We start from the raw sequence: 21,860 nt of genomic DNA, 5'->3' as shown, positions 1-21,860 counted from the left end.
CTCCATCATCCTATCTTCATTTTCTTAATATTTCCTTTTTGGAAGCTCTCCCCTACCCGGGTTTCCCCAAGACAATAGGAACAGAGGGCCGCAGGCATGGCAAACCTCAGACGGCAGTCCTCAAGCCGGTCTGAATCAAGACCTTTCCCCTTCCGGAAATATTCCGCCCCGTCAAAGGAGCCCTGTCCGGTAATTCCGTTGAGGAACAAAACATCTGCCTTTGGATTAGCCATTTTCACCTTAAAAGCAAATACCTCCCGCTCCGCCTGGGATACAATATCCCCCTTTGTAATCATAACCAGGTCCGCATAACGAAGCATGGGCCCGATCTTATGAGGCGTGTTAATGCCTGATAAATTATCAATGACGCACACCCCTAAAAACTCCCGCAAATGGGGAGAACACCGGTTGCACAGCCCGGCACTTTCGATCACAAGATATTCAAAATTATTTTTAAATCCCCACTCCACGCACTCCTCAATGTTGCTGACAAAGAAGTGATCCGGGCATAGATTTCCCGAAAGCCCTACGATAGAGCGGATCTGGTGTTCCTCAAACCGCTCTGCATCAGAGCTGGACAAACAGTCAAACTTGGCCACTCCAGCCTTGTCCTTCCCAAGCTGTTCAATAATGCGGATTAAAACAGAGGTCTTTCCCGCAGAAGGAGGTCCGGAAACCGTAATTAATTTCATGGGCATAACACACCCCCAGGATGAAGCCTCTGCCATTCCTGCCAGAAAACTTCCAGACAATGCTCTGCCAGGGTAGGAATATCATGGCTGCGGATAAAATCCCAGCCCAGCCACTGAAAAGCTGCTCCGGGGGGCAGATTGGCATTCACCTCCCCATTCATAGGCGGTGTATAGGCTTTGGTACAGGCCTCTGCAAAATCCTTTCCGGTAATATAATCGGTAATATCCTTTACCCGTTCTGCATCATCCTTTCTCACAAGCATGTACATGGGAAGGGTAATGGCTCCGTCATCAGGCCAGACAATTTCCACACCCTCCCGCACACAGGTCTGGGCGAAAAACCAGGAAACCAGATAAATTGCCCCGCCTTCGGACCGGCTGCTGGCTGCTGTCTTGGACATGACGCTTCCATGGAGGGCGTGCTTTACATTTCCGGCAAATTTCCTGATCCCTTCCTCTCCATAGGCTTTATATATGTATAAAAACAAAGCATTGGAAATGGTTTCCCGGTCTTTTCCGAAGATAATGATGTTATTCTCATACATGGGATCAAGCAGGGCCTCCAAAGTCCTGGGAACCGGAAGATCACCCAAACGTTTTTTATCAATCAGAAAGGTTTCCGCCATCACTCCGTAAACATTGTAAATATTCTCAGGATCATACAAACCGGCTTCTTTTAAGACGGGATTTACCTTCTCATAGAAATCTCCGGTAAACCTCCCCTCCATTTTTTTCTGAAAATCCAGGCTCAGGTATTCATTGAATTCCTTAGAAAAGAACACCCCTGGAAACTTCTCCGGATCTCCGTGATCCCAGGCTTCCCCGCAGGTATCATCGGTCATTTTCCCGAACTCCAGATAACACTTTCTGGAAAATCCGTGCTGTTTTTTATGTTCCCGCTCAATCTCTTCCAAAGCATCCCGGAAGGTGAATTTCAAGGGACAGATGGTATTTCCGTAAAAATCCAGCTTTTCTCCCGGCACAAAATCCTCCAACAGATGCTGCCGCTCTGCCTCTGCCTTTAAAACCGCATTGTCCAGATAATACAAAAAAAGCTCCTGATTAATTCCCCGCACATAAAGCAAGGTTCTCAGCATGGTATCCGGGCCAGCCACCTTCAGAAAATCCTCGGGCTGTTCATAATCAAATCCATTAGAGCGGAACACTTCAAAGCTTTCCGGGTAATGCTCCAGAATTTCCTTTAACTTCATCGTTCCTGTTATCACACCTAACCTCCTGGCTAAAGCATTGATACCGATGTCTCCGCCCGCTCTCCTGCGCGGAGCATCTGTAACAGCTTTGTTGTTTTTCTGTCCATATCTTCTAAATCCTTTAAATTCTGCTTTTCCATGGTACTGGTTTCCAGCACCGCCTTCATGCCGCCGTTTTCAATGATAATGCGCTTATCCCCCATAAGGGCAAGAATGGGATCATGAGTGGACATGAGCACAATTTTCTGCTCCTGAGCCAGCAAATGCAACGCCTTTTTCCGGTCCACCCCCGCATTTTCAATTTCGTCAATGAGCACAATGGGGGAAGTGCTTAAAAAGGCGGTATCCGCAATCATGAGAGCCCGGGACTGGCCGCCGCTTAACTCCGTCAAAGGAGTTTCTTTGGAAAAACATTCTCCAGCCAGATCATTGGCAGCATCAAAAATTTTCTCAACCACCTGATCAAGGTCTTCTATCATCCGGCTCTCCCCATGGAGGCGCAGAAAGTCAAAGACCCGCAAATCCATAACAAAATTCATGTTCTGGGACAATTGGGCGATGAGCTTATTTTCAATTTGAAAGCGTTCCCTTTCACTGGGAACGCGGCCGTCAATGAGAATCTTCCGTTTTGTCTGGGTATCCCCCTGAGCCAGACACTCAATATCTGCCAGCAGACAGCTTTTTCCGGAACCCGTAGGCCCCATGACAGTGATGATTTCACCCTTTTCAATGGAAAAAGTGAGGCTTTCCGGTTCTCCCAGCTTATTCTGCCCTCCGATAATGGTGATCTTCTCCACACTCTTCTTTTTCTGCCTCAAAGCTTCCATCCGGTTTAAAAACAGGATAAAATGCTCCGCCAGCTGAGAATAGGAGGCTCCGATATCCTCCAGCAGAGATTCCGGAATCTCCTCAATATACTGCCTTACTGTTAATTGAGGCCGGTCCAAAAAGCCCTCTATGCCGGAGGCTGAAAAAAAGTCACCGGCATAGGGATATGTATTTGAAACACTGGCTATATCATCTTTCAATAATTCATTTGTTATCATGGCTTCATTCACTTTCGCAGAGCGTTCTTTGTAATGATTTTAACATCCTCATCACTTAATTCCACATGGTAAAACAGCTTATAGAATTCCTTTGTTTCCTCTTTGATATCATAATCCACATATTCCGGATACAAAATAGAATGAACCCACTTGATTCCGATGATGGTGTTGACAGAAGGCGGCCTGTCAAACCAGTTCTGAGGCTGCATAGGCGTTTCAAATACCAGCCCGCTTTTCACTGCTGGAATGGTGGACCATTTGCTGTCGGTAGTAACAGTGTTATAACTGCTGGAATCTGCAAAGCCGTTGTCCACACTGCAGATAATCAGTTCAGGAGCCCATTGCATAACCTGCTCAATGGAAACAGCGGTACGTCCGTACCCCGGCGTAATTTCACAATCAGCCACATTAATTCCGCCGCATATGTCAATTAATTGAGAATGAGAGGAACCTGAGGGATCGGTATGGAGGCCGTCCTGCTCTTCTGCATAATAAACCCGGATTTTCTTATCTTCCGGAATCTTAGCTGTGATTTCTTCCGCGTGATCCAAAGTGGCCTCTGTATAAGATGCCAGCTCTTCTCCACGGTCTTTCCTGTTAAAAAGCCTGCCTAAGAAACGGTAGGTTTCCGGCAGATCCTGCAAGTCACTTTTTACCAGTATCACCGGTATGCCAAGCTGTTTCTGCAGTTGTTCCGCCTGGTCAATGCTGCCCTGGTCCGTTCCGCTGGATAAGACAACATCAGGAGCTGCTTTTATAATCTCTTCGATATTTCCCTGGTTTCCTTTGCCGTACCAGCCGCCTAAATGAGGAAGATTCACATAGTAATCCGTCAAATACGCCTTTTCCGCATCAGATATAATTACATTGAGCCCGGCCACCATTTTGTCATCAAAGGTATACATCAGCATAGTTCCAATGGGACTGGTTGAATATACGCTCTTAATTTCTCCAGGCAGTTCAATCTTTCGCCCTGCATGGTCCGTAACCTCCTGAACGGCCGGACTGTTTTGTGATGTCTGGGAAGATTCCTCCTTTGTTTGTTCTGGCTGGGCGGAGCTGCTTTCCGTTACCGCCTGCGTCTCCTTTACCTGTGAACCGGTTGTGTCTGCCGCTGATTTGCAGGCGCTTAATCCAACTGTAATGCCTAAAAGCAGTGCTGCCAGATAAAAGCTTGTCCTAATTGTCTTTTTCTGCATGATATGGAATTCCTTTCTTTTTTCGATATAAATATCTTAATATATCGGGATTGAAAAATCAATAAACAAAATTATTTTTTAATTTCCGCACATTCTCCTTGCCATGGGGCTGAAACCTTTGTTATAGTTAACCTGAGGTGATTAATTATGCGGGTAGTGACAAGAATAAGAATCGGTAAAAATAAAATTTTTATGGGAAAAGGCGTAAAAGAAATGCTGGATGCCATTGAAATGTATAAATCCATAAAAAAAGCGACAGAATATACAGGGATTTCCTATCCAAAGGCCATCCGGATGATACGGACCCTGGAAGAGGAGCTGGGATTTCCTGTGGTCATTTCTGAAAAAGGGGGAAGTGAGCGGGGAGGAACCCGTTTGACTGAAAAGGGCAAGGAAATGCTGGAAGCTTACCGGAAAATCGAGAAGGCAGTGGAAGAATATGCGGAAAATCTCATTGATCAGGAGTTCCTTTTTTAAAAAAACCATCTGATTTACATAAGATTTATTCTGACCATTTAACTGAGAAAGGGAAATTGACGCTATTTAGCACCATTTAAACCTTGCAATTTCCTTTCTCTTCCTTTACAATAATAAGTATGAAAACATTAAGAACACTAAAAGAAGTATTTTTATCCTCGATTCCTCTGGTAATCATTATTGTTCTGGTTTGTGTCTTTATAGCGCCTATGAAAAACCCCTCTGATTATGTAAAGCTGACCTTAGGCTACGCCAGCGTTGTGTTCGGGCAGGCATTTTTCCTGGTCGGGCTGGATTCCAGTATCCTCCCCATAGGAAAAATCGTAGGCAGCTCCCTGATCAAATTTAAAAAGGGCATTTTCATAATCTTTTTCGGCGTTTTATTCGGGATTCTTGCCACAGTAGCAGAACCGGCTCTGGCAGTTCTTGCCCGTCAGACTCACATGATTATGGCAGAGGTCAACGAAACTGTTTTTGTATGGATCTTAAGCTCAGGAGTGGGAATATTCGTAGGCTTCGCCTTATTCCGTATCATTAAGGACTTAAATATCAAGGTTATATTCGCCATACTTTACTCCATGATATTTTTGACCGTAGCCCTTGTCCCCGAAGAATTCGTGGCCCTGGCATTTGACGGAAGCGGCGCTACTACGGGAGATATTTCAGTTCCATTTATCCTGGCTCTTGGCATTGGTATTTCAGCGACCATGTCAAAGCGCAAAACCAATGACGATACCTTTGGAATCATTGGAATGGCCTCTGTAGGTCCTATCATGGCAGTATTTATTTACGGCATCATTCTCAACATCAAGCACGGCGGGTCCATTCCTCCTGCGGGTCTCTACGATCCGGGTGCTGCAGAAAGCTTTGCCGACATTGTAATTTCCAATATTTCCGGTGTGGCTCTGGCCTTATTTCCCATTGTTATTGTTTTTTTACCCTTCCAGCTTTTCCTCAAGTTTCCCAAAAAGCAGTTTATCAAAATGATGCTGGGTATCATACCTGTTTACGCCGGACTGCTCATCTTTTTATCGGGAATTGATTACGGCTTTGCATTTGCAGCAAAGTACATCGGCGAGGTATTCCTGGAAACGTCCCGCCCCCTTTGGTTTAAATGGCTCCTTCTGCCTTTGGGATTTATCCTGGGAGCGGCCATAACCCTGTCCGAACCGGCTGTTACGGTTTTAGGGGAACAGCTTGAGGAAATAACCAACGGTCATATCAGGAAGATGACCATCCGAATCACCCTGGCACTTGGAATCGGGTTTGCTTCCCTGCTTTCCATGCTGAAGATTTTAACCCAGATCAATATTCTGTGGTTCTTGGTTCCGCTCTACTTCTTATCCATTATTATGATGAGGTATACATCCTCTCTTTTTGTGGGGCTGGCCTTTGATTCAGGAGGCGTAACAGGCGGTGCACTGACATCAGCCTTTCTGACACCGCTCACTCTGGGAACGGCCCAAGCTGTTGCCATGTCGGCAGGCTCTAAAGCCCAGTCTGTGCTGACAAACGGATTTGGAATCATTGCATTTATCTCAGTAACTCCTCTCATTGCAGTTCAGCTCCTTGGAATCATTTATGAAGCAAAGGTTAAGAAGACACTGGCACTGAACAAGGAACATGATGCCAAAGAGTTTGAAGAGCTGTCCATGTATGAGGGTGATCTGGATGAAAGCATTACCGATTACACCGATGACATGAACGACGACGACGAATATATTATAGAAGAAAGCTCCGGCTTAGAGGAGGGAACTTATGAATAATCAAACAATTGATAACATTGAATTTCTGATATTGATTGCCGGAAGAAAGCAAAAGGATGCGCTGCTGGAAAGAATGTGCAGCATCGACTGCCGGATAGTCAACACGGTATACGGAAAAGGAACCGTAAAGCCCAATTATCTTTTGGATATGCTGGGCCTGGTTCCTGAAGAAAACAAAATTATCGTGACTTCCGTATTGCCAAAAGAAAAATCAGATGCTATATTTACTATGTTGCTGGATGAATTTCACTTTGGCCAGCCCAACAGCGGCATAGCCTTTACTCTGCCGATTTCAGGCATGTCATTTTAACTTTTATCTTACCAGGAGGAGACAAACCCAATGGATGGTTGTGAGCAAATGAAAGCACTTTTTATTATAGTCAATGCCGGCTTTACGGAATCAATTATGGATATCGTAAGGGCAGAAGGCGCAAATGGTGCTACTATAATAAATGCGAGAGGCGAAGGCGCCCAGCATGAGTCGTTTATGGGCATTACCGTCGACTCTGAAAAAGAAATCATTCTGACAATTACCGATATAGCCACAGCAAAGCGAATCATGCATGCAATCAAGGAAAAGGCAGGCTGGAAATCTCCCGGACATGGAATATGTTTTGCAATGCCGGTAAATAAGGTCATTGGAATGAGTTCTGTTACCCAAAAGAATAAAGAAGAAAACGAAAAAAAGTCATAAACAAAACATAAGCTCCTGTTCTGCAGGAATCAGCTTCAGCGATTCCCTTGGAACAGGAGCATTTCTTTGCCCTGTAAAGCCTTCTCAGTCCACCAAAAGCTCATCCACAGTAACAAAGGTATATCCCTGCTTAATCAGGGTATCAATGGCCTCCAGGGCAGCCTCTACGGACGTGGGGTATACATCATGAAGAAGTATGATATCACCCGGCTCCACATTCTTTACGATGTGCCGCACCACCTTCCTGGCATTCTGGGCTTTCCAGTCCAGAGGATCGATATCCCACATCACCACCGTCATGTCAATGGTACACTCCAGCTCCTCCGTCCAGGCTCCATAAGGAGGGCGCAGATACTGGGGCCGTTTTCCGATAATGGCCTCAATCTTCTTGTTGTTCTCCTCAATCAGCTCACAAGCCGTTTTAATTTCCTCCTTGCTCATCTGGACGTGGCTGTAGCCATGGCTGCCGATCAGATGGCCATCCTGGTACATCTGCTTTACAATGGCCTCCTTGCCCTCCACGTTTTCTCCCAGGAGGAAGAAGGTGGCATGAACCCCTCTCTCTTTCAATCCCTCTAAAAGCCGGGGCGTATAAACAGGATCAGGGCCGTCATCAAAGGTCAGGGCAATCTGCTTATCTCCGGAAAACTGCCTCCGCACCTCATTGATTTCCTCTGAGTCCCCGTTTACGGGAATAAACAAAGTATCCTTTGCCTGCACATAAGAATGGTACATTCCCCTCAGGAAAACAATATCCAGTGCCAGAACAAATAAAAGACAAGCTATTTTCCATCTGATCTTACTCATGCATAAGCCCTGCTTTCTGCCATTATTATTTAGTCTATGGGCCATTTCACAAAAATAAAACCAAAACTTAAGTGTTTTTTCTTCCCCTGTCTCTCCTGTTTTGGGAAGCCCAAATAACGAAGAAGGACTGCCCTCCATTCTGAGAATGGGGACAGCCCTTCTTGTAAATCAAAGATTCAATTAAGCCATGCAAACGTTAACTGCCTGCAGACCGCGATTTCCTTCTGTTGTCTCGTAAGTTACTTTCTGGCCTTCTTCCAGAGTCTTGTAACCATCAGCAACGATACCGGAGAAGTGTACGAAAACTTCCTCGCCTGTTGCGTCATTTACGATGAAACCGTATCCCTTAGCTCCATTAAACCATTTTACTGTACCGTTGTTCATAACGTGTACCTCCTGAAATAAATAAAAATTATTTGTTATATCGCCTGAAACAAAAATCACATATTTTTGTAAATCATCATCCGAAAATAATGACTTACAAAAATATGTGAAATCATAACTCCATTCGATAATACTCATTCATTCTAACCCAAATACACAGAATTGTCAAGACTATTCTGTTATTTCCCTATGCGATTTCTTCCATAAAATCAGCAGGCTGTCCATGAAAAAAACAGAGCCCTGCCTTCTTAAGAAAGCAGGACCCTGTCCATACAGCCAAAGAAAAATTACTTTAAAGTAACTTTTGCGCCTTCAGCCTCTAAGGAAGCCTTGATCTGCTCAGCTTCTTCCTTGGAAGCGCCAGCCTTTACTACCTTAGGAGCGCCGTCAACTACGTCTTTAGCTTCCTTTAAGCCTAAGCCTGTAGCTTCACGAACAACCTTGATAACCTTAACCTTGTTAGGACCAACCTCTGTTAATTCAACGTCGAACTCAGTCTTCTCTTCTTCTGCTGCTGCAGGACCTGCTGCTGCAACTACAACGCCTGCTGCTGCGGATACACCGAACTCTTCCTCGCAAGCCTTTACTAATTCGTTTAATTCTAATACAGATAACTCTTTAATAGCTTCAATAAACTCAGCTGTTGTTAACTTTGCCATGATAATATACCTCCGTATTTAATATGTTTTATTTTTTTAATGAAGTTCGATTTGCTTAAGCTCATCGAACGGCTAAAATTCAGGCGCAACTTCGTTTGCCTTTATTAAGAATTTTATGCCTCTGCTGCTTCTCCGCCCTGACCGTCTGCGATCTGCTTGAGTACGCGTGCAAAGTTTGTAATAGGAGACTGGATGCTGCCCAGTAACTTTCCGAGAAGGATTTCTCTGGAAGGAATGCTGGCGATCTGTCCCATTGCTTTGGCGTCATAGTAAGCGCCTTCTACAACACCGCCCTTAATTTCTAAAGCGGGAGCTGTCTTAGCGAATTCAGCCAGGATTCTTGCCGGAGCGGTTGCATCTGTCTTGGATACAGCGATTGCTGTAGGTCCTTCCAGGCTTGGATCTAAAGCCTCAAATGCAGTTCCTTTCGCTGCGAAACGGATCATAGTGTTCTTATATACCTTATAAGTAACACCAGCATCTCTCAATTTCTTACGAAGCTCTGTATCCTGAGCAACTGTAATACCGCGGTAGTCTACAACTACTGCTGTCTCAGCGCCATCCAGTAAGTCCTTGATTTCGCTTACGATCGGCTGTTTTAATTCAACTTTTGCCATTATGGTTTACCTCCTGTTTAGTCTAAGCCTGCGGTTTCCCGCAAAGCCTGCTCGTATAAACTGCAAGGGAATTATGCCATAGAAAAAACCCCTCTGCCCAAAGGACAGAGAGGTCTACAAATTCATTTTAAAAATGATTCTTGTACATTCCTCGGCAGGCGTTTACACCTTATGCCTTACGGCACCTGCTGTCTTCGGCAGTTAATACTGAAATATTATAACATTATTTATAATTCATGTCAACCACAAAACAAAATTAGTTCATTAACTTCGCTACGTTCAGCTTTACGCCAGGTCCCATGGTGGAAGCCAGTGTAACGCTCTTTAAATAAGCGCCTTTAACTGTACTTGGTTTTGCTTTAATGATTGCATCAACAAGCGTCTGGAAGTTGTCCGCTAACTGTTCTTCTGTGAAAGAAGCTTTTCCAACTGGCACGTGGATAATATTTGTTTTATCAAGTCTGTACTCAACCTTACCAGCTTTGATGTCGTCAATTGCCTTTGCTACGTCCATGGTAACAGTTCCGGCTTTTGGGTTTGGCATTAAGCCCTTTGGTCCCAGGACACGTCCTAAACGACCTACAACACCCATCATGTCCGGTGTAGCAACAACTACATCAAAATCCAGCCAGCCTTCGTTCTGGATCTTCGGAATCAGTTCCTCAGCTCCAACGTAATCTGCGCCTGCAGCCTGTGCCTCATCAGCCTTAGGTCCCTTTGCGAAAACTAAGATCTTTACAGTCTTACCTGTTCCATGAGGAAGTACAACTGCACCACGGATCTGCTGGTCAGCGTGACGGCCGTCACAACCGGTTCTGATATGAGCTTCAATGGTTTCATTAAATTTAGCACTTGCATTGGTCTTTACTAAAGAGATTGCTGCCGGTGCATCGTAGAGAACAGAACGATCTACTGCCTTTGCTGCCTCTGCGTATCTTTTTCCTCTTTTCATTCTAAATAACCTCCTAGTGGTGTTGTCGGGGATTTTCCCTCCCACGTTTTCAAAAATCCTTCAAATAAGAGAATTATGCTTCTACAGTAATTCCCATGCTTCTTGCAGTACCAGCGATCATGCTCATAGCAGCCTCAACGGATGCAGCATTTAAATCTGGCATTTTCAGTTCTGCAATCTTCTGCAGTTCAGCCTTGGAAATGGTAGCTACCTTTGTCTTATTCGGTACTGCAGAGCCGGATTTGAGCTTGCAGGCCTTCTTTAATAATACAGCAGCAGGCGGAGTCTTGGTGATGAAGCTGAAGCTTCTGTCTGCATAAACAGTGATAACAACCGGAATGATTAAATCTCCCTGATCTGCTGTTCTTGCGTTGAATTCCTTTGTAAACTGTACAATGTTTACACCATGCTGTCCAAGTGCCGGACCTACAGGAGGAGCTGGTGTAGCCTTTCCTGCTGGAATCTGCAATTTGATATATCCTGTTACTTTCTTTGCCATAATAAGGCACCTCCTAATAAATGTGGTATTGTCGGGGATTTCCCTCCCACGAGCTTATACGGATATAAGCCGCTTTTACTTGTTACATCTTTTTCACTTCGCTGAAACTCAATTCCACCGGTGTTTCACGGCCGAACATCTCAACGCTCATGGTGATGGTTTTCTTACCTTCGTTGATGGACTTGATAGCACCAACGGTATCCTTCCATGCACCGGAAGTTACCACAACGGTATCTCCCACTTCAAAGCCAATAATGATCTCCTCATTCCGGAATCCAAGCTTTTCCATCTCATATTCAGTCAGAGGAACCGGTTTTGATCCAGGGCCTACAAAGCCTGTCACCCCGCGTGTGTTACGGACCACATACCATGTCTCATCGTTCATGAACATATGGATCAGTACGTAGCCGGGGAACATCTTTTTATCGGCCTTTTTCTCAATGCCATTTTTAATCTCAATGACAGATTCCAAGGGAACTGAAACCTCCAGGATCTGCTCCTGCAGACCTCTGTTCTCGATGGTCTTTTCGATATCGACTTTTACTTTGTTCTCATAACCTGAATAGGTATGGACTACATACCAATTTGCTTCTGACATAAACTCACCTTAACCCTAAGATAGAACTGAGACCAAATCCGATGATCAGATCAAGAATCGCAATAATCAGTCCTAAAGCAACCGCCGCTGATACAACTGCCACGGTCTGCTTCATTACGGTTTCTTTGGAAGGCCAAATGATTTTGGCAAACTCGGCCTTTAAACCTCTGAAAAAGCTTTTCTTCCGAGCACCTTCGTTGTTCACTGTATCTCCCATAATTTCACGTCCTTTACAAACTGATTACTTTGTTTCCTTGTGCATGGTATGGCTCTTACAGAACTTGCAGTACTTCTTGGTTTCCATTCTGTCCGGATGAGTCTTCTTATCTTTGGTCATGTTATAGTTACGCTGTTTGCATTCAGTACATGCCAGTGTGATTTTTGTGCGCACGACTTCCACCTCCACTTAAATTTTCGTTGTTGTGTTTTGAGTCTTCCTCTTTGCGTCAAACAATTTTGAGCATAAAAAAAAGACCTAGCTCTTCCATTCGCCCAATAAATATAACACACAGGCCAGGATTCGTCAATCTTTTTTTATGAAAAACTATCGTCTTTACGGCATTTTTGTATTATACCATGAGGCAAGGAAAATTGCAAGATGAGACAGCAGGATTTTTGAGACGAAAATCCTTTTATTCTTCTTGTACCCCGGCGGACAGGTGGAGTATAATATTATTTATGATAATCTTCAGTAACGCCATAATATAGAAAACGAGGTAATGATTATGAAGCAGATAGAAATAGGAAAAGATAAAATCAAGATTCCTGCCATCGGGCTTGGCTGCATGAGAATTACAGGGCGGGATATAAAAGAAGCGGAAGCTTTAATCAAAACAGCTATGGAAAATGGTGCCAATTTTTTTGACCACGCCGACATTTACGCAAAAGGCGAAGCAGAGTCCTTTTTTGCAGAAGCCATCAGCATGAATCCTGCGATCAGGGAAAAGATGATTTTGCAGACAAAATGTGCCATCAAGCCCAGATGCTGTTATGATTTTTCCAAAGAGCATATTGTAAGCGCCGTAGACGGAAGCTTAAAACGCCTGAAAACCGATTATGTGGACTTTTTGCTGCTTCACAGGCCTGATGCACTGATGGAGCCGGAGGAAGTGGCTGAGGCCTTCTCTTCTTTGGAGAAACAGGGAAAAGTACGGTACTTTGGCGTGAGCAATCACAATTCTTATCAGATTGAATTGTTAAATAAATATTGTAATAATAAAGTGATCATCAACCAACTTCAGTTCGGCCTTGGACATACAGGAATCATTGATTCCGGCATTAATGTAAATATGGTAAACCAGAATGGCTACGATGTGGCCGGGGGAATTTTGGAATACTGCAGGTTAAAGGATATTACAGTTCAGGCATGGTCTCCCTTCCTGAGCAGCGTTTTTAAGGAAGTGTTTTTAGACAACAAGAAATTCCCGGAATTAAATAAGGAGCTGAACCAGATGGCTGAAAAATACGGTGTGGACAATTCCGCCATTGCAACTGCATGGATCTTAAGGCATCCGGCCCGTATTCAGGCTATTGTGGGAACTACCAGTGCAGAGCGGTTAAACAGCATCTGCAAGGGAGCTGACTTTGAACTGACCAGGGAGGAATGGTATTCCCTGTATATGGCTGCAGGAAAAATTTTGCCGTGTCAGAGGCCGGCTTCTTCTGCCGCCGAATAGTGAAAGGCTGAAAATGCAAAACATAACACAAGACGGACTATAAATGTAAATCAGTCCGTCTTGTGTATTTTTATATATTTTTTACGGTCTCACTGCCGTCCCATCAGGAAGCCGTGAAAACAGCCAGCTATGGTCCATATCCACCGCAGGATACTTCTCTGCCGCCTTTTCATCAAATCCAACACCAATTCCCGGCTGATCATTGACATAGGCATATCCGTCCCTCACTTCCGGACAGCCCGGGAACACTTCCTGCTCCTCTTTGGTAAAACCGGAGAACTCCTGTATTCCAAAATTATGACTGTTTAAATCCAAATGCATCTGAACTGCCATTCCAATAGGAGATAAATCATTAGGCCCGTGCCATGCGGTCCGCACTCCATAGGCTTCGCTGAAATGAGCCAGCTTTCTGGCTGGAGTCAGGCCTCCGATGTCGCTTAAATGAACCCTGATGAAATCAATCCACTGATTCTGAATAATGGTCTTCCACTCGTTGGGGTTGGTAAACAGCTCTCCCATAGCCAGCGGAAGGGTAGTGTGATAACGGAGGGTTTTAAAGAACTCCACATGTTCCGGAGCAAGGGAATCCTCCAGGAAAAACAGCTTGTACTGCTCCATTTCCTTGGCAAATTCCAGGGTCTCGGAAAGGGTAAGGCGCTCATGAACGTCATGCATAAGTTCCACTCCCCAGCCGATATCCGTTCTCACACGGTCAAACAGCTTGTAAACGCTGTCCATATACATTCTGGGATGGAAGTAAGCTCCGCCGGGAGCATGTTCCGGCTTTACCATACGCTGGATATTGCCGTCAAAGTTTCCTCCGTAAGTTCCCATATGACACCGGATGTAACGGTATCCCTCATCCATATAACCGCGGATACATTCCTCCACCTCTTCGATGGACTTTCCGTCGGCATGGCGGTAAACGGCAAGACCTTCCCTGCACTTTCCGCCTAAGAGGCTGTAAAGAGGCATTCCTGCACGTTTTCCTTTAATGTCCCAAAGGGCTTCATCCACACCGGAAATGGCATTATTCAGCACAGGCCCGTTTCTCCAATAGGAACTGCCCATCATCATCTGCCAGATCCCTTCGATGTCATCAACCGGATGTCCCTTCAGCATGGGACGCAGGTATTCTTCAATAGCAGTCACCACCGCCTTATGGCGCCATGTGAATGTGGCGCAGCCGTAGCCGTATAACTCCGGCTCAGTCGTCTCTACCTTTACAACCACCAGATTGATGTTTCTTGGAGCTGTCACAAAAACTTTAATGTCCTGGATTTTTATGTTATCCATCTTTACTACCTCCGTAAATCGTACTTAATAAAAATTAGCTTTTTACAGCTCCTCCGGTCATTCCAGCGATGAAATACTTCTGGAAGCTTACAAATAAAACTACCAGCGGAAGGCTGGATATGCTGGATGCCGCCATTAAATCATTCCACTTGATCTGATACTGGGAATTTAAGGAAATAATTCCCACAGTCAGGGTTTTTAAATTATCCTTTGATACCAGGACAGAAGAATACATATACTCATTCCATCCGTTAAACAATACAAACATGGCTACCGCCGCAATTCCAGGCACGATCAGGGGAAGGATGATGTTCCAGAATATACGGAAGCTGGAAGCCCCATCCACTCTGGCCGCCTCGTCAAGCTCCAGGGGAATGGTCCGGAAATAGGACACGATCATCCAGGTACTGAATGCGATATTGGTGGCGGCATATACGATAACCAGACCGAACAAGGTATTGACAAGCTTATATCTGGAGAGCACCGCGTAAAAGGGCACCACCAGCATGACGCTTGGGAACATCTGTGTAATAAGAAGAAAGCTCATAAGCTGTTTTCTTCCCTTAAACTTAAACCTGGTCACTCCATACCCTGCCAGGCAGGCGAAGGCCACGCAGATTACCATGGCGGAAAGGCAGACAATTAAGCTGTTCATGGTCATGCGTCCAAAGTTATAGGTATTGAAAAACTTGCGGAAGGAATCCAGGGAAAATGGGTCCGGAAGCCATTTGGGCTGGGGATAATAAGTCTGAGGCTCTGTTTTAAAAGCCGTGGATATCATCCATAAAACCGGAACCACAATAAATGCAGCCATAATCGTTAAAACCGCATAATTCAAAATCATGCTGTTTCTTTTCTTTTTTGTTCTACTCGTCATCTCTTGTCACCGCCTTACTCACCAGACTGATCAAATAGCAAATGAAAAATACAAGGATTCCCCAGGCAGAAGCCTTTCCGAATCTCAAGTCATTAAATGCCGTACCATAGATGCTCAAGCTGATTAAATTGGTGGCTGTTCCCGGACCGCCTGCTGTCATGGTGTAAACCAGGGTGTACTGCTTGAACCACCACACACTGTCCAGAATCAGGACCGTAGTCAGAATGGGCTTTAGGGCCGGAACAGTGATGTATTTAAACTGGGCCCATTTGCTGGCTCCGTCAATTTCCGCTGCCTCGTAATAATCCTTAGATATACTTTGAAGTCCGGCCAGAATCATGGTCATGACCAGAGGAAAGCCCTTCCAGATGCAGACAAAAACCACTGCAGGAAATGCCAGCTCCTTGCTGCCCAGCCAGGATATATTGGTGGATATAAGCCCCACGCTTTTAAGTACGCTGTTTAAAATTCCGTACATGGGATTCATGATCCAGGTAAACAAAAGAGCAACCACTGCCTCCGGGAAAAACCAGGGCAGCATGAAGATCACACGGAAAACCGTTCTGCCCTTAAATTCCTTGTTCAGCATGGTGGCAAGGATAAAGCCCAGAAGAAAATGACCGCCTACCACCAAAACCATGAACCAGGCGGTCAGCAAAACAGACTGGTAAAAGGCCGCTTCCTGAAAGGCCGCCGTATAATATTTCAGTCCGACAAAATTCCATTTTGTAACAAGGTTCGTATTGAAAAAGCTGATATAGAACCCGTAAATCATAGGATAGATAATAAGGGAGGCTAACATAACCACAATCGGCAGGGTAAAGTAATATCCCTGTCTCTGGGATTTCACTTTGACTCGTACAGTTCCATCTTTGCTCATAACCTTCATCTTACTCCCTTCTTAATTTTTTGAGGGAGGAATTCTCCTCCCTCATTTTTAACCTTAGTTGTAATCTTCTAATAACTCATTGATATCGCTGATCAAGGTCTTCACTGCTTCTTCATTTGTCTTCTCGTTGGAGAATACGGAAGCGTATGCATTTCCAAGAGCGCTCTTTAAGCCGCTGACACCGGCAAACTTAACAGTTGGGCGGCAGCCGTCTGCGATCTGCTGTAAGAATCCTGCATAATCTTCTCCGGACACGTACTCTGCCTTCTGTCCTTCTGCGGTAGCCGGAATCTTTCCGCTGCTCTGCCAGAACTGCATGTCCTTGTCATGCTCTACGAAGAATCTTAAGTAGTCGATGGCAGCTTCTTTCTCTGCATCAGTAGCATGAGCGCTGACCGCATAGCCTTCTGTTCCAAGCATGGTTCCAGGGTAATCTCCAGGCATTTTAAAGGAGCCCAAATTTCCTTTTAAGTCAGGGTTGTTGGCATATGCCACGCCGAGAGCGTTAGGTCCTGTTAAGAACATGCTGGCATATCCCATTGCAAAGTAGTTGGCTGCTGTGGGGTAATCCACTTCTGTAATACCGGTAGGAACAATGCCTTCCACATTCATGTTGGTCCATCTGGAGAATGCATCCATGAACTTCTGGTCTTCTGTGATGTCAGTTGCCCATGTTCCGTTATCTTCTGTCACACACTCGATTCCGTTTGACCATAAGTATGCCATGAAACGGCTCTGTCCTGAGGAGTTGTTGGAACCAACCATGTCAAATCCCCATTCGTCCATCTGTCCGTCGCCATTGGTATCCTTTGTAAGAGCCTTTGCAGTCTCTACAAACTCTTCCCAGGTCTTTGGAATCTCTAAGCCTGCTTCTTTGAAACGGTCTGTACGGTAAATAACTGCTGTCGGCTGAACGGCTACCGGGAAGTAGGACATTTCATCACCGAGCATACAGGAATTCACAACGCCGTTTGCAAAGGAAGCCTTTAAATCTTCCGGTACAAGTCCGCTGATGTCCGCTGTCAGGCCTAAGTCGTGAAGGGTTGCCACTGCGTCTGCTGATGTGAAGAAAATAGTTGGCACATCATCGGGTGTAGCTGCCATAGCGGAAAGCTTTGTGTAGATGTCGTTGGTGCTGACTGCCTGCACTTCGATGGTTACATTAGGATTTTCTGCCATGTATTCCTCGGCATACTTGTAGATATACTGTCCGTGGGGGTCCTCTCCTGCATATCCGTCAAAGACGGTGAGGGTTACCTTCTCTCCCTCTGCTCCCTTGTCTGCAGCGCTTGTCTCTCCGCCTTCTGATCCTTTTGCTGCTGCTGTTGTTTCCTTCTGTCCTGCTCCTGAGCCGCAGCCTGTTACTGCTGACATGGCCATAAGGGATGCAAAAAATAATGCAAGAACTCTTTTTCTCATAGCTGTTTTCCTCCGTTCATGATAATGGGCTAATTTCTTTGCGTGATTTCATCATAGCTCATTCTCATTGTTTATTCTGCATAGTTTTTAGTCAAATATCACCACTTTTTAATTATATATGGGGAGATTTCTCTTCATTTTTTCGTTTCAGCCGGTGCCTATATGGAATCTTAAATTCTAAATGATAATTTTTTTCCTCAAGGAAAACCAACATATGTAAGTTTGTTACAACTTTATCATTGTCCCCGCAGCATAAGAAAAAGACCGTAATTTCTTACGGCCCTTGTGCATCTCCCTTGCTTCTTTCAAACCATTCCATAATGGATTTCCGGTACTGCAAAGGAGTGGTTTCCATAACGGACTTAAATTGTCTTAAAAATGTATTCACACTGTCATACCCGCATTTTGCGGCAATGACGGTGACGGTTTCATTGGTGTTTTCAAGGAGCTTTGCAGCCTCACAGATTCGGACTGCATTTATATATTTCACCAGATTTTTTCCGAAATACTTGTTAAACTCCCTGCTGATGGTGGCCGGATGGAGATAAAAAAGCTCACTTAACACCTTTAGATCCAGGTTTTCCTGATAATGCCCATCAATATGATCCTTAATGGCCCTCATCCGAAGGTTCATTTCAGACAATTCGCTTTCTGACCGTTCCAGCTTAAACACCCGGAACATCAGGATGGCGATTTCTGTGATAGCCGTCCGTTCCATCATGGAACGAAAAGGCTGATGAACGTCCTGTTCCCCGTACAATTCCTTTAACAGTGTAATGATGCGGTTAAATACGTGCTCATCCACACGCTTATAATGGGCCTCATGGGCCTGGGGAGTGGGGGTGGAAAAGACCTTTTTTAAATCTTCCCCAAGGTTTAAGCTTTCGTAATAGGAGGGTCTGACCGACAGCCCGTACCTTAAGAAGGGAAGGGCCAGAAGCCTTCTCTGATGATGCTCCTGCCCTCCGATTACCATAATATCTCCCTTTTCCAGAAGGTATTTCTTTCCGCTGACGTAATATTCCGCAGCCCCCTCTTCCACAAACAGCATTTCGCTTGCAGAGTGGATGTGGTGCATTTCATTCTTTTCGTATTCACAGGACCTGGAGATATTGTAATTGTCTTCGCTCAGGGCCCTGAAATGATCCGGTTCCCAGTAGTCATTGATCTCGATTTCCATATCTCCTCCTATTGACAATCAGACGGGAAATATAACCTCCAGATACCGTTTCAGCGCATCCTGCCAGGAAGGCAGGCGCACAAAGCCGTTTTCCTCCAGCTTGTCCTTGTTCATGCGGCTGTTGGCCGGACGTTTTGCCTTTGCAGGATACTGGTCCGAGCTAACAGGCTCCACCTTTACATCCATGCCTGCCTGCTTAAATATCTCGCAGGCAAACTCATACCAGGTACACTGTCCTTCGTTAGTGGCATGGTAACGTCCGTATTTGTCCGTTTCAATCATATCTACCAAAAGGCGGGCCAGATCATAGGTATAGGTAGGGGAACCGGTCTGATCGGCAACCACAGTCAGCTTATCGTGGGTTTTTCCCAGGTTTAACATGGTCTTTATGAAGTTCTTTCCATTTACACCAAACACCCAGGCGATCCGCACGATAAAGTATTTGGTCAGGTTCTCTTCCACTGCCAGTTCTCCATGGTATTTAGTCCGGCCATAGACACTCAATGGCTCTCTCTCATCATCCGGCTCCCAGGGACGTGTTCCCTGGCCGTTAAACACGTAATCTGTGCTGATGTACATCATCTTAATGTCCAAATCCCGGCACACCCTGGCAATGTATTCCGTGCCCTTTGCATTGACCCGCTCACACAGCTCTTCATTGTCTTCAGCCGCATCCACTGCGGTATAAGCCGCACAGTGGATCACGCTGTCGGGAGCAGCCTCCCTGATCACCCTGTTTACGCTGTCTTCATCGGTAATGTCCATCTCCTCGATGTCCACCCCCACTGCCTCATGCCCCCGCTTTTCCAGTTCATTTACCACATCAAATCCAAGCTGGCCCTTTACGCCAGTTACCAATACTTTCATAGCCGCCTCTTTTCTTCCAATCAGAAAGTCCGTGCTGCTATTCAGCCAGAGACTTTCCGTACATGTTGTCAAAATAATTCTGGTATTCTCCGTTAATGATATGCTTCCACCAGTCCTCATTGTCCAGATACCATTGAATGGTCTGGGCGATTCCTGTATCAAAGTTGTATTGAGGCTTCCAGCCAAGCTCTGTTTCCAGCTTTTTCGGGTCAATGGCGTAGCGTCTGTCATGTCCAGGACGGTCTGTCACGAATTTAATCAGGCTTTCCGGCTTGTCCAGGGCCTTAAGAATGGTTTTTACCACCTCTAAATTGGTGCGCTCATTATGTCCGCCTACGTTGTAGACTTCACCCACTTCACCCTTGTGGATGATTAAGTCAATGGCCTGGCAGTGATCGGAAACGTGGAGCCAGTCTCTGACATTTTCCCCTGTTCCGTATACGGGAAGTTCTTCATCTGCCAGAGCGCGGCTGATGATCAGGGGAATCAGCTTCTCCGGGAAATGGTAGGGGCCGTAGTTATTGGAGCATCTGGAAACGGTCACCGGAAGTCCGTAGGTTCTCTGGTATGCCAGAACGAAAAGGTCTGCGCTGGCCTTGGAAGAGGAGTAAGGGCTTGAGGTATGAAGGGGAGTTTCCTCTGTAAAGAACAAGTCAGGACGGTCCAAAGGCAGGTCTCCGTATACCTCGTCTGTGGATACCTGATGATACCTCTTGATTCCATAAGTGCGGCATGCATCCAGCAGGGTAGTAGTTCCCATTACATTGGTTCTCACAAAGCTTTCAGGGTCCGTAATGGAACGGTCCACATGGCTTTCTGCTGCAAAGTTCACCACTACGTCCGGCTTTTCCTTTTCAAAAAGGTCGAAAATAAAGGCGCGGTCAGCGATATCGCCCTTTACAAATTTATAATTAGGCTTATCCTCAACAGGCTTTAAGGTCTCCAAATTTCCTGCGTAGGTCAATAAATCCAGGTTAATGATCTGATATTCCGGATACTTGTTCACCATGTGATGTACGAAATTTCCGCCGATAAATCCGGCTCCGCCGGTAACAATGATTTTCATATTTATGTTCTCCCTTATCCGTGTAATTTGTCAATATATTTTCCTGCAAGGACATCCATTAAATACTGTCCGTACTGGTTCTTTTTCAAAGGCTCAATGCTTTCCATAAGCTGGTCCCTGGTAATCCAGTGGTTTAAATAAGCGATCTCCTCCAGGCAGGCAATCTTCCTGTGCTGGTGTGTCTCTACTGTACGGACAAAATCAGTGGCATCCACCAGGGATTCATGAGTTCCCGTATCAAGCCAGGTAAAGCCCTGTCCCAAAAGCTCCACTTCCAGAACTCCTTCTTCCAGGTAAATACGGTTCAAGTCCGTGATTTCCAGTTCCCCTCTCGGTGAGGGCTTTAAGTTCTTCGCGTACTCCACAACCTTGTTGTCGTAGAAATAAAGGCCTGTCACACAGTAATTACTCTTGGGATTAGCCGGTTTTTCTTCAATGGAAATGGCCTTTCCATCGGAATCAAACTCTACAATTCCAAAGCGCTCCGGATCATCTACATAATAGCCGAATACGGTTGCCCCTTCTTTTTTGTTGGCAGCATTTAAAAGCCGCTTGTTCAGACCATGGCCTGCAAAGATGTTGTCACCAAGAATCATGGCTACGCTGTCATCTCCGATAAAGTCTGCACCAATGATGAAAGCCTGGGCCAGTCCGTCCGGTGAAGGCTGAACCGCATAGGATAACTGGATGCCAAACTGAGCACCGCTTCCCAAAAGGGCCTCAAACCGGGGCGTATCCTCTGGTGTGGAAATGATCAGAATGTCCCGAATCCCCGCGCTCATTAAAACAGAAAGTGGATAATAGATCATAGGCTTGTCATAAATAGGCAGTAACTGCTTGGAAGTTACCATAGTCAATGGGTAAAGTCTGGTACCGGAGCCTCCGGCAAGAATAATTCCCTTCATTTGTTCCTCCTCCATATCATCGTTATGCATGATTTCTTTTTACCATCATACAGGGTGACGTAAGGTCACTGTCAAGTGTTTTAT

At 45.3% G+C, this 21,860-nt stretch carries 26 protein-coding genes and 1 other annotated feature; of the genes, 5 read left to right on the top strand and 21 right to left on the bottom strand.

From position 1 onward, the window contains the following. Positions 1-5: 5 nt before the first annotated feature. From V7M78_RS00305 to V7M78_RS00290, 4 genes are read right to left on the bottom strand one after another with little or no spacing between them, the layout of a single operon-like run. A complete protein-coding gene (locus V7M78_RS00305) occupies positions 6-698 on the bottom strand; it encodes a GTP-binding protein (RefSeq protein WP_333645455.1) in 693 nt (230 codons plus the stop codon). Beyond that, complete coding sequence (locus V7M78_RS00300; protein WP_333645454.1) at positions 689-1,918, bottom strand: ABC transporter substrate-binding protein; 1,230 nt, start codon at positions 1,916-1,918, stop codon at positions 689-691. The genes V7M78_RS00305 and V7M78_RS00300 overlap by 10 nt, the downstream gene beginning before the upstream one ends. A 14-nt stretch (positions 1,919-1,932) precedes the next feature. Further along, on the bottom strand, positions 1,933-2,949 hold the full coding sequence (locus V7M78_RS00295; protein WP_333645453.1) for an ATP-binding cassette domain-containing protein: 1,017 nt from the start codon (positions 2,947-2,949) through the stop codon (positions 1,933-1,935). Between the two features lie 8 nt (positions 2,950-2,957). Then, positions 2,958-4,148 (bottom strand): ABC transporter substrate-binding protein, encoded by a 1,191-nt coding sequence (locus tag V7M78_RS00290; protein ID WP_333645452.1) that lies wholly within the window; start codon positions 4,146-4,148, stop codon positions 2,958-2,960. Positions 4,149-4,295: 147 nt separating this feature from the next. Between V7M78_RS00290 and V7M78_RS00285 the strand changes: the two genes are divergently transcribed. From V7M78_RS00285 to V7M78_RS00270, 4 genes are all read left to right on the top strand, one after another. Then, positions 4,296-4,625: a winged helix-turn-helix domain-containing protein gene (locus tag V7M78_RS00285; protein ID WP_333645451.1), complete on the top strand. Its 330-nt coding sequence runs from the start codon at positions 4,296-4,298 to the stop codon at positions 4,623-4,625. A gap of 119 nt (positions 4,626-4,744) precedes the next feature. Beyond that, a complete protein-coding gene (locus V7M78_RS00280; RefSeq protein ID WP_333645450.1) occupies positions 4,745-6,391 on the top strand; it encodes a DUF1538 domain-containing protein in 1,647 nt (548 codons plus the stop codon). Further along, positions 6,384-6,701 (top strand): hypothetical protein, encoded by a 318-nt coding sequence (locus V7M78_RS00275; protein ID WP_333645449.1) that lies wholly within the window; start codon positions 6,384-6,386, stop codon positions 6,699-6,701. Before V7M78_RS00280 ends, V7M78_RS00275 begins: the two co-directional genes overlap by 8 nt. A 30-nt stretch (positions 6,702-6,731) precedes the next feature. Then, positions 6,732-7,085, top strand: coding sequence for a P-II family nitrogen regulator (locus tag V7M78_RS00270; protein WP_333645448.1), 354 nt, complete (start codon positions 6,732-6,734; stop codon positions 7,083-7,085). Positions 7,086-7,169: 84 nt separating this feature from the next. Here the strand turns inward: V7M78_RS00270 and V7M78_RS00265 are convergent, their stop codons facing one another. The 9 genes from V7M78_RS00265 to rpmG all read right to left on the bottom strand — a co-directional run bounded on the left by V7M78_RS00265 (position 7,170) and on the right by rpmG (position 11,992). Further along, positions 7,170-7,892, bottom strand: a complete 723-nt coding sequence (locus tag V7M78_RS00265) for a polysaccharide deacetylase family protein (RefSeq protein ID WP_333645447.1) — start codon at positions 7,890-7,892, stop codon at positions 7,170-7,172. A gap of 180 nt (positions 7,893-8,072) precedes the next feature. Further along, complete coding sequence (locus V7M78_RS00260) at positions 8,073-8,276, bottom strand: cold-shock protein (RefSeq protein WP_013271149.1); 204 nt, start codon at positions 8,274-8,276, stop codon at positions 8,073-8,075. A gap of 287 nt (positions 8,277-8,563) precedes the next feature. Beyond that, complete coding sequence (rplL, locus tag V7M78_RS00255) at positions 8,564-8,935, bottom strand: 50S ribosomal protein L7/L12 (RefSeq protein ID WP_333645446.1); 372 nt, start codon at positions 8,933-8,935, stop codon at positions 8,564-8,566. Positions 8,936-9,048: 113 nt separating this feature from the next. Beyond that, positions 9,049-9,552: a 50S ribosomal protein L10 gene (gene rplJ / locus V7M78_RS00250; RefSeq protein WP_333645445.1), complete on the bottom strand. Its 504-nt coding sequence runs from the start codon at positions 9,550-9,552 to the stop codon at positions 9,049-9,051. Between the two features lie 72 nt (positions 9,553-9,624). Next, positions 9,625-9,768, bottom strand: a sequence feature (ribosomal protein L10 leader region). Positions 9,769-9,808: 40 nt separating this feature from the next. Next, on the bottom strand, positions 9,809-10,504 hold the full coding sequence (gene rplA / locus V7M78_RS00245) for a 50S ribosomal protein L1 (RefSeq protein WP_333645444.1): 696 nt from the start codon (positions 10,502-10,504) through the stop codon (positions 9,809-9,811). 73 nt (positions 10,505-10,577) lie between these two features. Further along, a complete protein-coding gene (gene rplK, locus V7M78_RS00240; RefSeq protein ID WP_097002672.1) occupies positions 10,578-11,003 on the bottom strand; it encodes a 50S ribosomal protein L11 in 426 nt (141 codons plus the stop codon). 82 nt (positions 11,004-11,085) lie between these two features. Then, complete coding sequence (nusG, locus tag V7M78_RS00235; RefSeq protein WP_333645443.1) at positions 11,086-11,601, bottom strand: transcription termination/antitermination protein NusG; 516 nt, start codon at positions 11,599-11,601, stop codon at positions 11,086-11,088. Between the two features lie 4 nt (positions 11,602-11,605). After that, positions 11,606-11,818, bottom strand: coding sequence for a preprotein translocase subunit SecE (gene secE, locus V7M78_RS00230; RefSeq protein ID WP_333645442.1), 213 nt, complete (start codon positions 11,816-11,818; stop codon positions 11,606-11,608). A gap of 24 nt (positions 11,819-11,842) precedes the next feature. Beyond that, positions 11,843-11,992: a 50S ribosomal protein L33 gene (gene rpmG, locus V7M78_RS00225; RefSeq protein WP_024838263.1), complete on the bottom strand. Its 150-nt coding sequence runs from the start codon at positions 11,990-11,992 to the stop codon at positions 11,843-11,845. Positions 11,993-12,326: 334 nt separating this feature from the next. On the opposite strand from rpmG, the gene V7M78_RS00220 reads away from it, so the two are divergent. Continuing rightward, positions 12,327-13,277, top strand: a complete 951-nt coding sequence (locus V7M78_RS00220; RefSeq protein WP_333645441.1) for an aldo/keto reductase — start codon at positions 12,327-12,329, stop codon at positions 13,275-13,277. 81 nt (positions 13,278-13,358) lie between these two features. Here the strand turns inward: V7M78_RS00220 and V7M78_RS00215 are convergent, their stop codons facing one another. From V7M78_RS00215 to rfbA, 8 genes are all read right to left on the bottom strand, one after another. Then, positions 13,359-14,573: an enolase C-terminal domain-like protein gene (locus V7M78_RS00215; protein ID WP_333645440.1), complete on the bottom strand. Its 1,215-nt coding sequence runs from the start codon at positions 14,571-14,573 to the stop codon at positions 13,359-13,361. 34 nt (positions 14,574-14,607) lie between these two features. Next, positions 14,608-15,450 carry a carbohydrate ABC transporter permease gene (locus tag V7M78_RS00210; RefSeq protein ID WP_333645439.1) on the bottom strand — a complete coding sequence of 281 codons (843 nt, stop codon included), beginning with the start codon at positions 15,448-15,450 and terminating at the stop codon, positions 14,608-14,610. After that, positions 15,440-16,339 carry a carbohydrate ABC transporter permease gene (locus V7M78_RS00205; protein WP_333645438.1) on the bottom strand — a complete coding sequence of 300 codons (900 nt, stop codon included), beginning with the start codon at positions 16,337-16,339 and terminating at the stop codon, positions 15,440-15,442. Before V7M78_RS00205 ends, V7M78_RS00210 begins: the two co-directional genes overlap by 11 nt. Positions 16,340-16,393: 54 nt before the next feature. Continuing rightward, complete coding sequence (locus V7M78_RS00200) at positions 16,394-17,758, bottom strand: ABC transporter substrate-binding protein (protein ID WP_333645437.1); 1,365 nt, start codon at positions 17,756-17,758, stop codon at positions 16,394-16,396. 274 nt (positions 17,759-18,032) lie between these two features. Beyond that, on the bottom strand, positions 18,033-18,938 hold the full coding sequence (locus V7M78_RS00195) for an AraC family transcriptional regulator (protein WP_333645436.1): 906 nt from the start codon (positions 18,936-18,938) through the stop codon (positions 18,033-18,035). Between the two features lie 18 nt (positions 18,939-18,956). Further along, entirely contained in the window at positions 18,957-19,805 is an 849-nt protein-coding gene (gene rfbD, locus V7M78_RS00190) for a dTDP-4-dehydrorhamnose reductase (RefSeq protein ID WP_333645435.1), read from the bottom strand. 37 nt (positions 19,806-19,842) lie between these two features. Beyond that, positions 19,843-20,871 (bottom strand): dTDP-glucose 4,6-dehydratase, encoded by a 1,029-nt coding sequence (gene rfbB, locus V7M78_RS00185; protein WP_333645434.1) that lies wholly within the window; start codon positions 20,869-20,871, stop codon positions 19,843-19,845. A gap of 14 nt (positions 20,872-20,885) precedes the next feature. Beyond that, complete coding sequence (rfbA, locus tag V7M78_RS00180; RefSeq protein WP_333645433.1) at positions 20,886-21,776, bottom strand: glucose-1-phosphate thymidylyltransferase RfbA; 891 nt, start codon at positions 21,774-21,776, stop codon at positions 20,886-20,888. Positions 21,777-21,860 lie beyond the last annotated feature (84 nt).

Source organism: Lacrimispora sp., from assembly GCF_036758025.1.
GTDB lineage: Bacteria > Bacillota > Clostridia > Lachnospirales > Lachnospiraceae > Lacrimispora.
Note: the sequence above shows the minus strand (reverse complement) of the source record. Positions and strands in the feature narration are given on the sequence as shown.

Coding starts and splice junctions, on each gene's coding strand:
- V7M78_RS00305 (WP_333645455.1), bottom strand. CDS start 698: ATGCCCATGAAATTAATTACGGTTTCCGGACCTCCTTCTGCGGGAAAG.
- V7M78_RS00295 (WP_333645453.1), bottom strand. CDS start 2,949: ATGATAACAAATGAATTATTGAAAGATGATATAGCCAGTGTTTCAAAT.
- V7M78_RS00290 (WP_333645452.1), bottom strand. CDS start 4,148: ATGCAGAAAAAGACAATTAGGACAAGCTTTTATCTGGCAGCACTGCTT.
- V7M78_RS00285 (WP_333645451.1), top strand. CDS start 4,296: ATGCGGGTAGTGACAAGAATAAGAATCGGTAAAAATAAAATTTTTATG.
- V7M78_RS00280 (WP_333645450.1), top strand. CDS start 4,745: ATGAAAACATTAAGAACACTAAAAGAAGTATTTTTATCCTCGATTCCT.
- V7M78_RS00275 (WP_333645449.1), top strand. CDS start 6,384: ATGAATAATCAAACAATTGATAACATTGAATTTCTGATATTGATTGCC.
- V7M78_RS00270 (WP_333645448.1), top strand. CDS start 6,732: ATGGATGGTTGTGAGCAAATGAAAGCACTTTTTATTATAGTCAATGCC.
- V7M78_RS00265 (WP_333645447.1), bottom strand. CDS start 7,892: ATGAGTAAGATCAGATGGAAAATAGCTTGTCTTTTATTTGTTCTGGCA.
- V7M78_RS00260 (WP_013271149.1), bottom strand. CDS start 8,276: ATGAACAACGGTACAGTAAAATGGTTTAATGGAGCTAAGGGATACGGT.
- rplL (WP_333645446.1), bottom strand. CDS start 8,935: ATGGCAAAGTTAACAACAGCTGAGTTTATTGAAGCTATTAAAGAGTTA.
- rplJ (WP_333645445.1), bottom strand. CDS start 9,552: ATGGCAAAAGTTGAATTAAAACAGCCGATCGTAAGCGAAATCAAGGAC.
- rplA (WP_333645444.1), bottom strand. CDS start 10,504: ATGAAAAGAGGAAAAAGATACGCAGAGGCAGCAAAGGCAGTAGATCGT.
- rplK (WP_097002672.1), bottom strand. CDS start 11,003: ATGGCAAAGAAAGTAACAGGATATATCAAATTGCAGATTCCAGCAGGA.
- nusG (WP_333645443.1), bottom strand. CDS start 11,601: ATGTCAGAAGCAAATTGGTATGTAGTCCATACCTATTCAGGTTATGAG.
- secE (WP_333645442.1), bottom strand. CDS start 11,818: ATGGGAGATACAGTGAACAACGAAGGTGCTCGGAAGAAAAGCTTTTTC.
- V7M78_RS00220 (WP_333645441.1), top strand. CDS start 12,327: ATGAAGCAGATAGAAATAGGAAAAGATAAAATCAAGATTCCTGCCATC.
- V7M78_RS00215 (WP_333645440.1), bottom strand. CDS start 14,573: ATGGATAACATAAAAATCCAGGACATTAAAGTTTTTGTGACAGCTCCA.
- V7M78_RS00210 (WP_333645439.1), bottom strand. CDS start 15,450: ATGACGAGTAGAACAAAAAAGAAAAGAAACAGCATGATTTTGAATTAT.
- V7M78_RS00205 (WP_333645438.1), bottom strand. CDS start 16,339: ATGAAGGTTATGAGCAAAGATGGAACTGTACGAGTCAAAGTGAAATCC.
- V7M78_RS00200 (WP_333645437.1), bottom strand. CDS start 17,758: ATGAGAAAAAGAGTTCTTGCATTATTTTTTGCATCCCTTATGGCCATG.
- V7M78_RS00195 (WP_333645436.1), bottom strand. CDS start 18,938: ATGGAAATCGAGATCAATGACTACTGGGAACCGGATCATTTCAGGGCC.
- rfbD (WP_333645435.1), bottom strand. CDS start 19,805: ATGAAAGTATTGGTAACTGGCGTAAAGGGCCAGCTTGGATTTGATGTG.
- rfbB (WP_333645434.1), bottom strand. CDS start 20,871: ATGAAAATCATTGTTACCGGCGGAGCCGGATTTATCGGCGGAAATTTC.
- rfbA (WP_333645433.1), bottom strand. CDS start 21,776: ATGAAGGGAATTATTCTTGCCGGAGGCTCCGGTACCAGACTTTACCCA.